This is a genomic window from Bacillus sp. AFS023182, from assembly GCF_002560575.1.
In the GTDB taxonomy this organism is placed as follows: Bacteria; Bacillota; Bacilli; order Bacillales; family Bacillaceae_G; genus Bacillus_A; species Bacillus_A arachidis.
In genome coordinates, this window is record NZ_NTRO01000043.1 from 242 (window position 1) to 12,337 (window position 12,096).

21 protein-coding genes are annotated in these 12,096 nt (G+C 34.2%); 6 read left to right on the forward strand and 15 right to left on the reverse strand.

What is annotated here, in order from left to right; translation table 11 throughout:
• The 14 genes from CN288_RS19115 to CN288_RS19165 all read right to left on the reverse strand — a co-directional run.
• Positions 1-668, reverse strand: a 668-nt coding sequence (locus tag CN288_RS19115) for a lysozyme family protein (RefSeq protein ID WP_255260016.1), incomplete at its 3' end; no start/stop codon positions are given.
• Positions 669-905: 237 nt separating this feature from the next.
• Positions 906-1,292, reverse strand: coding sequence for a hypothetical protein (locus tag CN288_RS19120; protein ID WP_098302865.1), 387 nt, complete (start codon positions 1,290-1,292; stop codon positions 906-908).
• A 152-nt stretch (positions 1,293-1,444) separates the two neighbouring features.
• Positions 1,445-1,582 (reverse strand): Fur-regulated basic protein FbpA, encoded by a 138-nt coding sequence (locus CN288_RS29300; protein ID WP_255260018.1) that lies wholly within the window; start codon positions 1,580-1,582, stop codon positions 1,445-1,447.
• An 18-nt stretch (positions 1,583-1,600) separates the two neighbouring features.
• The gene (locus CN288_RS19125) at positions 1,601-1,798 is read right to left on the reverse strand and encodes a hypothetical protein (RefSeq protein ID WP_098302866.1); all 198 of its coding nucleotides are present in this window, start codon (positions 1,796-1,798) and stop codon (positions 1,601-1,603) included.
• 11 nt (positions 1,799-1,809) lie between these two features.
• Entirely contained in the window at positions 1,810-2,052 is a 243-nt protein-coding gene (locus CN288_RS19130) for a hypothetical protein (RefSeq protein ID WP_098302867.1), read from the reverse strand.
• Between the two features lie 14 nt (positions 2,053-2,066).
• Positions 2,067-2,825 (reverse strand): ATP-binding protein, encoded by a 759-nt coding sequence (locus tag CN288_RS19135; protein WP_098302868.1) that lies wholly within the window; start codon positions 2,823-2,825, stop codon positions 2,067-2,069.
• A complete protein-coding gene (locus CN288_RS19140; RefSeq protein WP_098302869.1) occupies positions 2,809-3,678 on the reverse strand; it encodes a phage replisome organizer N-terminal domain-containing protein in 870 nt (289 codons plus the stop codon). The genes CN288_RS19135 and CN288_RS19140 overlap by 17 nt, the downstream gene beginning before the upstream one ends.
• Positions 3,679-3,788: 110 nt before the next feature.
• On the reverse strand, positions 3,789-3,965 hold the full coding sequence (locus tag CN288_RS28920; protein ID WP_176527703.1) for a hypothetical protein: 177 nt from the start codon (positions 3,963-3,965) through the stop codon (positions 3,789-3,791).
• 12 nt (positions 3,966-3,977) lie between these two features.
• Positions 3,978-4,610: a Sak single strand annealing protein gene (locus CN288_RS19145; RefSeq protein ID WP_098302870.1), complete on the reverse strand. Its 633-nt coding sequence runs from the start codon at positions 4,608-4,610 to the stop codon at positions 3,978-3,980.
• A gap of 17 nt (positions 4,611-4,627) precedes the next feature.
• Positions 4,628-4,789: a limonene cyclase gene (locus CN288_RS19150; protein ID WP_255260017.1), complete on the reverse strand. Its 162-nt coding sequence runs from the start codon at positions 4,787-4,789 to the stop codon at positions 4,628-4,630.
• Between the two features lie 31 nt (positions 4,790-4,820).
• Positions 4,821-5,021, reverse strand: a complete 201-nt coding sequence (locus CN288_RS19155) for a hypothetical protein (protein WP_098302871.1) — start codon at positions 5,019-5,021, stop codon at positions 4,821-4,823.
• Positions 5,022-5,453: 432 nt separating this feature from the next.
• Positions 5,454-5,594 carry a hypothetical protein gene (locus tag CN288_RS28925; RefSeq protein ID WP_176527704.1) on the reverse strand — a complete coding sequence of 47 codons (141 nt, stop codon included), beginning with the start codon at positions 5,592-5,594 and terminating at the stop codon, positions 5,454-5,456.
• Positions 5,595-5,703: 109 nt separating this feature from the next.
• The gene (locus CN288_RS19160) at positions 5,704-6,477 is read right to left on the reverse strand and encodes a phage antirepressor (RefSeq protein ID WP_098302872.1); all 774 of its coding nucleotides are present in this window, start codon (positions 6,475-6,477) and stop codon (positions 5,704-5,706) included.
• Between the two features lie 40 nt (positions 6,478-6,517).
• Positions 6,518-6,739, reverse strand: coding sequence for a helix-turn-helix transcriptional regulator (locus CN288_RS19165; RefSeq protein ID WP_006097390.1), 222 nt, complete (start codon positions 6,737-6,739; stop codon positions 6,518-6,520).
• Positions 6,740-6,869: 130 nt separating this feature from the next.
• On the opposite strand from CN288_RS19165, the gene CN288_RS19170 reads away from it, so the two are divergent.
• Positions 6,870-7,220, forward strand: coding sequence for a helix-turn-helix domain-containing protein (locus CN288_RS19170; protein ID WP_098302873.1), 351 nt, complete (start codon positions 6,870-6,872; stop codon positions 7,218-7,220).
• Between the two features lie 10 nt (positions 7,221-7,230).
• On the opposite strand, the gene CN288_RS28930 is transcribed toward CN288_RS19170, so the two are convergent.
• Positions 7,231-7,380 (reverse strand): hypothetical protein, encoded by a 150-nt coding sequence (locus tag CN288_RS28930; RefSeq protein ID WP_176527705.1) that lies wholly within the window; start codon positions 7,378-7,380, stop codon positions 7,231-7,233.
• A 597-nt stretch (positions 7,381-7,977) separates the two neighbouring features.
• On the opposite strand from CN288_RS28930, the gene CN288_RS19175 reads away from it, so the two are divergent.
• The 5 genes from CN288_RS19175 to CN288_RS19195 all read left to right on the forward strand — a co-directional run bounded on the left by CN288_RS19175 (position 7,978) and on the right by CN288_RS19195 (position 11,811).
• Positions 7,978-8,325 (forward strand): helix-turn-helix transcriptional regulator, encoded by a 348-nt coding sequence (locus CN288_RS19175; protein ID WP_098302874.1) that lies wholly within the window; start codon positions 7,978-7,980, stop codon positions 8,323-8,325.
• 216 nt (positions 8,326-8,541) lie between these two features.
• Positions 8,542-10,446: a DEAD/DEAH box helicase gene (locus tag CN288_RS19180; protein ID WP_098302875.1), complete on the forward strand. Its 1,905-nt coding sequence runs from the start codon at positions 8,542-8,544 to the stop codon at positions 10,444-10,446.
• A 55-nt stretch (positions 10,447-10,501) separates the two neighbouring features.
• Positions 10,502-10,834: a hypothetical protein gene (locus CN288_RS19185; protein WP_098302876.1), complete on the forward strand. Its 333-nt coding sequence runs from the start codon at positions 10,502-10,504 to the stop codon at positions 10,832-10,834.
• A 189-nt stretch (positions 10,835-11,023) separates the two neighbouring features.
• Entirely contained in the window at positions 11,024-11,329 is a 306-nt protein-coding gene (locus tag CN288_RS19190) for a DUF4429 domain-containing protein (RefSeq protein WP_098302877.1), read from the forward strand.
• Between the two features lie 17 nt (positions 11,330-11,346).
• Entirely contained in the window at positions 11,347-11,811 is a 465-nt protein-coding gene (locus CN288_RS19195) for a stress protein (RefSeq protein WP_098302878.1), read from the forward strand.
• Positions 11,812-12,096: the final 285 nt, after the last annotated feature.

Consider the following 12,096-nt stretch of genomic DNA (forward strand, 5'->3'; position numbering starts at 1 on the left):
AATACAGGAGCACCAGGTACTGTCACTGTGATTGTACCAATCATTTTTGTTTGCCAATCGGATGGAAGTGTGACATTTTGACGTGTATCTACATCCGTAGGATCAGTTCCTCCATTAAAATCCACATATTGTTTAACAATTTCAGCGTAGAAAAAATTCCCTCCATTTTTATATCGATAGCCACCATTGTATGCTACAGCGATAGGTTGACTATACGGAACCATAGCACCAGTTGTATTTCCAAGGGATGGTGCAACAACAGTTTTAGAATACTGATCTGCCACCGGTAGTGAGTGCTGTTTATTGTTAGAAGCTAACCAACGAAGGTAAGCTCGTCCAAAATTATATGATTGAACAATAGCACTTAAATCCGTAATGCCATTCTTCTTTGCATCCTCAAAAGCCCCTTTCAAATGCTTTACTCCGTAATAAATTGAATCCTTAGGATTTTTAATTGTATTCATTGGCCATCCTTGTGATTCACTTGACTGCATAATATCAGGTGTTGTTTCAGAATTCCCTCCACTTTCCACCATAATAATTCCAAGCACATAAGGCACTAACTCAGATACACCTTGTTCAGCACATTCACTTTCTACCATTGTCTGCCATCGTAATACTTGTTGCGGCAGATTCTTTGTCTTAACTGAAGCAGCTAATATACTCATTACTAAACATCTCCTTATTTTCCTATTATTCCGGTCTAAAAAACTACTACTTTACTAAGTAGACCCAACAGCTAAATACCCATTATTCTATAAAATTACTTCATGACACTCACCTTCTTTCACAACAAAAAGAGCAACCATAAAATAGTTGCCCTTTCGTGAAAATCTTATATTACTACTATAAATCATTTTTTCAATGGTTTCTGTACACCACATGTAACCTACAAAAAGGTAACATTAAAATTCATCTAGAAACTTGACAATCTTTTTTATTTCAGCATGCTTACGTCGGATATAGCCTGTACTATAATGCAAATCAAAAGCTATTTGTTCTAAAGTCATTCCGTCCACATATTTCATTTTTAGTATTCGATTTTCTAGTCCTGTAAACTTACTAATCAAATACTTTAAATCGTACATAGCATTCATTTTATGAGCTAATTCATATTCAATTGCTTCAATATGTCCTTCTACTTTCGCACCGTCCGATTCAGCAGTTAAACGAACATCCCGTAAATCACCACTAATCCAGCGTTTTAATTCAGCTTTTGTTTTATATAAATTGTAGTCCAAATAAGCAATATCTTCTTCTAATTTCTGATAGTCTTTCATCCATTCAAACAAATGATGATTTCACCTACTTTCTATGTAAAAAACAACAAATCTCATAAAACATGTTTATTTTTTCATTCTAAGACGTTTTATCACACCGAAGACCAATGGCATTCAGAAAGAAAAACAACTTCAATAATTTATGGATGTTTTTCTCATACAATTCATCTGCTAATTCCTTGCTCATTTTCCCCATCTCCTTTTAATAGATCCCAAAGTTCCTGCTCGCTCATTTCATAAAGCTGCCGTCCTGTATCTTCTTCCGTATAAACCCCTTTATGTAATAACACATTGATATAAATTTATTTCCTGTCCATTACCTAAATCATGCCTTTCACATAGTCTTTTTTCAGATCTCGCAACAACATAATTTCCTTCGGCCCCACTTCATGCCCTAGCGAATCCACCTTCCTCGCATGTACCTCGCCATACAGAGTCACACGCGATATAGCAATACGCTTCCCTGTCTTCTTATGCGTCCAAAAACCGTGTAGTCTTGCCCGTTCCTTTGCTGTCATGACTTATCCTCCTAGCTAATTTGTTTTCTCTTTCTTTTCCTCTTATTCGCTTGTAATGTAGCTGCCAAATCCATATCCCATTTCCCCTCCATTCGCATTTGATAAGCTATTTCCAAACGCGCCATGACGTCATGACGTCTTCCATCTACTTCTTGAGGACTCTGATTACCTGTCGCGCAAATACATGAAACAAATTGATAGCAGCCGTTCCCCATGTTGTTCCTAATGACTCCCGTTTCTTTACATGCACACATCTCAAATCCCCCTTTTAAAATGGCAATGCTTTTCTTCTGAAATCCTTCGTATCTTTGAAAACAATCGCTCTAAAGTTATTGAAGATACGTGATACAATCCGCTCATCGTATGCGCCTTCTAAACGCTCTCCTGTAAGGTTTGTCGTGAAGATAGTAGATTTACCTTGTCTACCATCGAAAACATCGAACAACACCCGATTTATAAAGTTTGTTGCCTTTGTATTTGCATCTAAAGCGCCTAACTCCGCTCCTAAATCATCGACTACCAATACATCCGCTCTTACCAACGTTCGAATGATTGCATCCTCAGTTAAGGCGGAATCTTTGTTAAACGTACTTTTGATTTTCCGTAGCAATTCACCAACTGTGACGAAGACAACTGATTTCCCTGCACCTGCAAGCTTATCTGCAATGGAGTAAGCAAGATGTGTTTTCCCTGCTCCACAATTCCCGGCCATAATGGTATTGAATACCTTCTCATTGAGATAATCCGTTGCGATAACTTTTGCAAGTTCAAGATTCTTTGCTCCTTCCCCGCTTGTAGGATCATAGTTTTCAAAATTAGCTTTCTTAATGTTGGAATCTGCAATCATACTTTGTTGATGGAACAAGAATTTCTTTTCATTTGCTTTATCAGCATCATACTTTGCTTGTTCATGTTGTTGTAGTTTTTTATGTTCATTAGCGAGGAAACAGCGAGGACATACGACCTGGCCATTAAATCGCATCATATTCATTCCATGTATTTCACAAGTATCAGAATCCATAGTCATATTCACCTTTTTGGCTATATCTGTTGGTATTGCCAGTGCCGCTCTCTGCATTGTTCTTCGCTCCTTTTTTAGCTTTCATTTGGATTGTTAATTGATCAAACTTTTCACGTAGCTTTTTAGGAGATAAAATATTTCCTTGCCAAAATGAATCTGCTTGGCACCAATCAATAACATCTTTAATCTCTTGCAATTCACGGTTATCCTTTTCACGCATTAATCTAAAGTCATTAGCCCAAGAATCAAAGTTAGGTTCTTTTTGTTTGGAATTGTTACCCTTAATTTTTTCAAACAAATACTTAGCTGCGTTGGTGTCGCAAGTTTCAAACTTGTGACGAGAAGTTTTTTCTCTCTTCTTTTTATCTTTTTCTTTATCTAATTCTTTTTCTTCTTCTATATCTGTATCGTCACGTGACGTCATGTGAACGTCACTTTCTTCACCTTTATTTTCTAGTGCTAATTGCTGTTGTTTCTTGCGTTCACGATACTTTCTGTTCCGCTCTGCATTTAATTGCTTTACACGCTCTAACCCATCAATGTTCTGATGTTTCTCCCAGTTGGAGATGCATATGTACTGATCCTCTGTGATATCGATCATCTCGAACTGTTTAAATGTTTGTAGTGCAAGTCTCACTGTTGCTATTGGTCTATTAAAGAGTGTAGCGAGCATTTCTTCTGTAAAAGGAATGCTTTCACTCAAGAAAATGTAACCATTGGCATTTGTCCTTCCCGCTTGAGACAATAATTTAATCCAAATGATCAGTAATGTATCTGCATCTGGTAAACTTTCAATCAATCGAATCTTTTCATCCTCAAACATGTTAGTAGAAAGTTTTATCCATTTAACATCTGCCATTTAATTCACCTTCTTCATTTCCGCTTTAGTGTTGCCACAAACGTATTTGTTCTTTTTCTTCTTACTTGGAATGATGAAGCTATATCGTTTTAATCTATATACTGTTTCCATCACACTATCTCTCTTTCGCATATCGCTATGTCGCCCTTAATACTGACTACTGTGTAACCTGGATAGCGATCAGGAGTGATGTACTCAATCGCTTTCACCCTTGCTTCTTTTTCATTTTTTGCGCCCTTCCATACCCATGAAGGAAGGACGACTTTTGTTTCCTTTTTATCTAACATGGTTTCATCTCCTTAGTTTGTTTGCGTTACTTCTTCAGCCTGCTCTTTCTCTTCAGTCTCAGCAGTTTCTTTTTCGGCTTGTTTAACCCAATTTGTTGATTTCTTGAGTACTTCTTCAGCTTGTTTTAATGTTAATTCGCTGATTTCCTTGATACTTAGGTATCCTTTAATTGTGTCTTCATCTACTTTTCGAAGAGTAGCTAATTTTTTAATGTTTAATTTGATTGCACCAACTTGTTGAGAAGTAATCATTTCCTCTTGTACTTCCGGCAAATCTTCACCTGCGTAGATGTATAATCCCAATCCGTGAAGTGCAATTGCTTTCACTAAGCAACGTTGGATACTCGTGTTAATATCGAAACTGTTCGGCTCCGCAATCGGTTTGTTTTGATTATTGAGTACTGGGTGAATCTGACTTAGCGGTAATCCTTGTACAGTTACCTCAACTTCTACAAAGTAACCACAATCTGTTTTAAGGTAAGGAACACCATTGAATCGTTTCACTTCCCATGTTACTGTTGGATCTATTTCACGAAGCTTTTTAACTGCCCATGCCCATGATAAGTAACTGAAGCGCCCTTTCTTTTCAACATGTTCCGAACAATCTATTTGAGCTAATTTAGAAAAGTAATTTTCAATTGTCATATGAATCTCCCTCTCTTTTAAAATGGTGCTATTTCCAATTTTTCTTTTTGTTGACTAACTTCATACATTTCCTCTAACACTTGTAATCCGTGTTCATACGCTAAAATCATTAAGTGCGAATATGGATCATTATTTTGTTTGTTATGTTCAATCAATCTATTAAAAATTCGTTTTTCCATTTCGAACTTGTCATGTATATTCATATCCACCTCACTCACCTGCAACTTTCTTTATAGAATGGGACTCTACATATTGTTTGATGCATTCTGTTTCAGCGTGTAAGTAATCACCATCGAAATCTAAGCAACTTTCACCATAGTAGATCTCACCAAAACATCCAGCACATTCTTCAATGAAATCTCTTGCTGATGAATCGTGATGATTACCATTTAATAGTGGGTTTTCAATCATTTTCTTTTCCTCCCTTTACTAGGAAAAGTCGATATGATACAATGCATGTATTAACTTCGTTATCGACTTTTCTAAAACGACCTATCTCCCAATGGGTCGTTTTTTTATGTTTTCATAGGAACTTAACTACAAATATGTTAAAATTTAGTTACCGATATGTGTTACAACTGGCCTGTGCTTCTGTACGGGCTTTTTTGATGCTAGTTTTTAACTAGCGGATGCATGTTTCTCACTCCTTTCTGATGCTATGCGCATCGGAATATCCAAGAACCTGTTAATTAGGTGGGGGATAACATTAGATTCTTGAATATTCAAACAGGTAATATTTGTCCATTTTTGTAAAATTGTGGTACCGTTGATTTGTAAAGTCGATAACTCGGCTTTACCCTTATAAAATGAGCCTTGGGCCTTCACAACTCAAGGCTCGTCCCTTTATTTTGCTAGAGTTATAAATACAAAATGATGACTGAAAACAACTTGTCCACTTTTATGTAACCCTTTAGCTTTTAATGTTTTTATAATTTCTAAGACTTTCTCTCGTTCGTATTTATCTCGTTGTTGTTTATTTTCCATCTTCTAACCACCCTGACTTTTTGCCCCAAACATCTATCCTATAAATTAGATAACCACCAACTGAAATGATTGTTCCTAAAATTGCTAGTGATGCTGGATTGTCTAGCATTTACATCGCTTCCTTTCCAATAAACTTATTAATGAAGTAAAGCTGACCTTTCCCCGTAACTTTTGGCGTGAATTTTGTTTCAAATTCTCCTTTGCTATTTGTTCTTATGTATTCTTGAGATTCAAATAACTCTAAATCCATTGAATACTGTGTTGGTGTGTTGTACATGGCACCTTTCTTCTTGCAAAGGTATCCATTTTCTCTTAACCACTCGAATAATCTGTTTTGCCCTGTATCTATTCCTTTTTGCTTCATCAGAATCGCTAGCTGTTTTACACTGATTAGGTTTGCTGATACTTTAACTGCTTCAGCGAATGTTACGAGCGATTGCTGTTGTAAGATTGTTCGTTCAGCTTCAATTCGCTTTGCTTTTTCTTCTTTTAAGTTAGTGAGAAGACCGATCATGAAGTCTGGATTAGTTACCACTTGTTCTAGTACTTGATCTGTCATGTATGCTCCGTGTTTACGGATTGTTGGAAGAACTTCTTCAAATACCCATTTTTCAAATTGATCCGCTTGTGGAAGTTTTGATTTTACGATTAAGCGGTATAAATTGGATTCATTGATGAATTTTTTTCTTTGTTGTCCACTATTAGTAGGGACTAACGCTTCGTTCACCCCTTCAGATTTGCAATGATCTTTAATTGCTTTATGTGGATTTGAATACCCTAATGCTTTAGCGACATCTGTTGCCGGAAAGTATTCTTTTCCATCTTTAATAAGAATTCCTAAGTTCCCGAACATACTGTGTGAAAATTTTTTGAGTTCATTCATTTGGTTTACTCCTTTTCACTTTATAAACCTAAGGTTTACTTCAATTGTTAAAAAAAAGTTCTTTAGGATTTTCCTCAAGAGCTATTGCGATTTTTAGCGCTAAGTCTATTTTTAATGTTCTTTTGTTGTTTTCGATATACCAGTAGTGCATTTTAGTGATTCCGACTTTATTGGCAACGTCTTGGCAAGACATTCCTTTTTCTAGTCGTTTTTGTTTTAACTGATGCAAGTTATTTCCTCCCTTCGTTGCCTGTAATTTTATTATAAGTAAACCTATGGTTTATTTCAAGTGCTTTTTTCAAAAAACCATAATGATTTTCAACTTGTGGTAAACACTATGTTTACTTTATACTTTATTTATCGCAAACACTTTATAAAAGGGGGCGTTAATATTGATCGGGGAAAAGATTAAAGAACTTAGGAAGAATAATAAGATAACGCAAGAGCAACTTGGTAATGCTATTGGTGTATCTAAAATGGCTATTTCTTATTTTGAAAAGGGAAAAAAGTCACCTGGGCGAGAATCATTGGAAAAGATTGCTGATTATTTCGGTGTAACTACTGATTATTTATTAGGTAGATCAGAAGATCCAGAATTGAACGAAGAAGAAAACAAGATTGTTACTGAAGAAGGAAAAAACATACTAGCTTTAATTGAAAGTCTTCCAGAAGATGAGAGAAAGAAAGCTTGGGAACAGTTAGAGATGTATGTTACTTATATGCAAAATAAAAAGAATGGCTAATCCACGAAGACTACTCAATGTAACAGTCTTCTTTTTTATGTATTTGGTTTTCCTTATAAGATTTGTCTAGACATATTTTTAAAATATCTTCTGCTTTAATTGGTGCCCCATGTTTCAAACCCAATTTTACCGCTTCCCTTACTAATTGCTCTTTTTTCATATCTACTTCCCCCTATATTCTCTTTAATATATGTAGACTTTCTTAAAATGAAGAGCTTTTGTCGCTTTGGGTCAAAAACTCCCCACTTCCTTTAGAGCAGAATTGACACTATCAAGTTGATAGTGTCAATTGGAAAGCGGTGATAGAAAAACAAACTACAGTAGCAATTGTCAAAATGACTTTACTAAACTTACCTTCCAAGTACTTCACCAACTTTTATGTATAATTTATCTATAACGTTTTAAGAGTGTTTTCGTTAGAATACTGCGGAAAATTCTTGATTGATTGTTCTCTGTATTCTCTTCCCTCTTCTCCACCTTTTGCTATCTCCATGTAATATAGTTGAAAACTATTTAATCTACCATTTTTGAGAGATTTTAAAAATCTTTATATAACAGTTTTTCTTGAATTTCATAGAAAGAAATATACATTTTTATAGTCTTTCTTTTAAAGCCCTCTATATGAATATTTTACCACAAAAACCGAACTTTTGTTCTTTTTGTTTTTTATAAACAGAAATACGACCTAAATATAATAAAAAAGTCAGAATAACTACCAATTATGGTATAGTAATAGAGTGATTATTATACTCAAAATATGAAAACTACAGTCGGTCAAAACATTAAAAATTTCAGAAAGTCTTTCAGTTTAACGCAAGAACAATTATCTGATAGAACAGGGTTGTCACGTGGACAAATCAAAAATTGGGAAGTAAATCGCCATGAACCTGATCTCGAAAGCTTAAAGGTGCTTGCGTCGTTTTTTAACACCTCCACAGACGCTCTTCTTAACTTTGAGAACAAGAAAGAAGATGCGTTATTGGAATTGCTATTTAACGATGTCCAAAGAGCTTATGAGGAGCTTGATGGACGTCAGCAAGGGCGTTTTGCAAAGCAAGTTTCATTATATGTGAAAATGCTACAAAACAACAAAGATATACTGTGATTTGATTTCATCATAAAAGAAATCATTTCCATTTTCTAGAGGTAAAATTTTACATTGTTTTACCAATTTACCCAGTGAGAGCTTCGGCTCTTTTTTTTATTTACTTTGACAAAAATGGCATCTTTTTACGAACTAATATAGAGAGATATGTAATATTTTTCCGTTAATATATTTATTTATAATATAATCATATTGAAAGAAGGGGGAGGGGAAAGAATGGCTTTTAATTATAATCCTAATCATTTTTTAGACACAAAACCTTTTATTTATCAAAATGAACATTTAAGAGAACCACAGATACAAGGATATTATCATGTTTATGAACACTTTATGATTAAACAAAAAACTTCACACGCTGTGATGGTTCTACCTACAGGAGTTGGTAAAACAGGAATAATGGCATTATTACCATACGGTATTAGTAAAGGTAGAGTATTAATAATTGCTCCACAAATAGTCATTAAAGAAACTGTAATAGATGCTCTAAATCCTATTTTGCCAGATAACTTCTGGCTTAAACGAAAGGTTCTTGATCGTCCGAATGATTTACCTTCATTAATTGAATTTGAGGGTAAGAAAACGAAAAAGGAAGTATTAGAAGCTGCAAATATTGTAGTGGTAAATATTCAAAAACTTCAAAGTAGATTGGAGTCTTCGCCTTTAAATTTCCTGCCAGATGATTTCTTTGACTTAATAATAATAGACGAAGCACATCATTCTGTTGCTAAAACATGGGTGGAAACAACACAGTATTTTTCAAAAGCAAAAGTTGTAAAAGTGACTGGAACCCCATTTAGAACTGATAACGAAAAAATAGCTGGTGAATTAGTATATAAATATAAATTGAGTCAAGCTATGGCGAATGGTTATGTGAAATCCTTAGAGAATTTCGAATACATACCAGAGAAATTATACTTAACGATTGACGGAGACAGTACTAAAAAATACACGATAGAGGAAATTTACAAATTAGAATTGAAGGATGAGGAGTGGGTGAGTAGATCTGTTGCCTATTCTCCTGAGTGCTCAAGAAGTGTGGTTCAGAAGAGTATTGAACTACTAGAAGAAAAATTAAGAAATACACAAGTTCCTCATAAAATAATAGCTGTTGCCTCAGATATAGAACACGCCCAAGAAATTGAGATGCTATATAACGAGAAAGGATATTCAACTGCTATAGTTCATAGTGGATTACCTGATGAACAAAAAGAAAAAGCGTTAAACGATATAAAAAATCATAGAGTAAAGGTTGTTATCAATGTATCTATGTTAGGCGAAGGATATGATCATCCGTACCTTTCTATCGCTGCGATATTTAGAGCATTTCGTAACCCTTTACCTTATGCTCAGTTTGTTGGCAGAATTTTAAGGTCAATTCCACAAGATGAAGTAAAAAAAGCAGATGACAATATTGGACAGATTGTGGCTCATAAGCATCTAGCTTTAGATGAACTCTGGGAATACTATAAAACAGAAATTCAAGAAAGCGAAGTTATTCAACATCTTAAGGCTTATGATAGTTTAGATTCTACAGAAGAAGCTAATAATCAGTCCTCTTCTTCGACCTCTACAAAAAATTATGATGATTCAATAGGCCAAGCAACAGAAATTGGAGAAGGAAAGCTTATAGGAGATGCATATTTAACAACAAAACTTATTGAACAAAAGAAAAAAGAAGATAGAGAAAGAGAACAAAAAATTATCGAAATACAAAAGCTTTTAAACTTGGAACGTGAAGAAGCAGAAAAAATTGTGAATCAAGCCTCAGTTGAACAGGCAACAATCAAGCGTCCAGATCTTTACTTCGAGAGTAAAAGAAAAGATATTGATATCACAATAAAAGAAAAAATTGTTCCTGATTTATTGGTGAAGTTTTCTATAGATAAAAAGGATGATGATTTAAAAAACATCGGTCTTTTTAGACAGCAATATGCTTGGATTCCTAGAAGAGTTAGAGACAACGGCGGAATGTTAGCTGTATATTTTAGCACATACCTCAAATCTGAAATTGGCGCTAGCAAAGAGAATTGGACCATAGATGATTATGATATTGCATATGAGAAATTACCACAAAGTGTAGAGTATGTAGAAAAAGTGTTAGAGGATAACATAAATTCATAAAGAATCTGTTACAATACGTTAGAGATAATTTTAATAATAATTGGAGGAGTGAAGAATGTTAAACGAAAATATTAAACAGATATATGATTTGTTAAACTCCCCTGTTTTAACACCATATAATTTACTGGAGAACGCAAAGTTAGATAATTATTTTTATGTTAATTATTACAAGGGCGAAACTGGAATTATCTGTGAGATGAAATGCATTGTAGAAGACAGTACTGAGGTTCGATACTTTTACCATTTTGATACAAGTGACTACTTATTTAGAGTTTATATGGAACAATCAGATAAAGAAAAAGTTATTGTATTTGATCGTGAACAAGAACTGAATAATAAAGTTAATAAGTATCTCTCAACCAAGCAACAAAATACTGCTGTGATTTAAAATTCATGAACAGCAATAGATGTTAAAAATATAAAGGACGCATCAAAATAAAAGCACTCAAAAGAGTGCTTTTATTTTTTTCGTTCGACAAAAGACGACAAAATAGTTGTAACTAGATTTGTTATGATGGGTTGAGAAATCTTACATTTTAATAAACTGATACTGACGAACATAGAGGTGACAGGGGAAATGCGAGAATTTAAAGCACACAACGGAATTTTAATAATCGACGATGAAAAAATCACTGTAAAACCTTCTAAATTTTTCGGACTAGGAAAAAGAGTCATGGAAATATACTTTGAAGACATCAAAAAAATACAATTTGAAAAACCTAAGTTGATGACTAATGGTTATATGAGATTTGAATTAATCAGCAAATCCGGCACTAAGAAAACTAAATTTGAAGTAACGCAAGAGGAAAATGCTGTGTTATTCACTAAAAAGCAGATGAAAAACATTGAAGAAGCTAAAAAATTGATAGAGAGTTATTTGTAATTGAAGGGGTGGAAAAAATGAATAAGAAATTAATAACAGTTTTAGCATGCAGCGCTATGCTTTTGGGAATGGCTGCTTGTAGTTCAAATGATAAAACTGCAACTGAATCAAAACCGAAACAAGAAGCGAAAAAGCCAGAACCAGTTACTACAACTTCACTTATTAATGAGTTCAAGAAAGCTGGATTAGAAGCTGAGAATGCTACGGATCTTCCTCAAAAAGAATTCGGGAACATGCGCAAAGACGGGAAACGCATTCTTACCCCATCATTAGGAACAGATAAAGGTGGACGAGTATTCGAATTTAGTAAAAAAGAAGACTTGGAAAAAGCGAAGAAATACTATGATGAGTTAAGTAATTCAAATCCAATGTTGTTCTCACATACATACGCTAAAGGGAATTTTCTTGTCCAAATGAATGGTGATATGAAAGATGAAAAGTTTAATAAATATAAAGAAGTTATGGATAAAGTAGTGAAGTAATAGACGGCACTCGAATGAGTGCTTTTATTTATGAAATGATACAAAAAAGGCAAACAAACAATGAAACTTACTTTATTCACAATATCTAACGAACAAATGAAAAAATCACTTAAATTAGAAAAATAGATTTCAACTACTTTTTTACAATTGTAAGCCTTGAAATATAAAACTTTTAATAATAGAAAATAAGTAAGGATAAAGATATGGCCCTTATAAAGGTAATTTGTACAATAAACGGTAGAAGGTGAAATTAGTGGAGACAACATGGGGTAGCACCAACAAAAC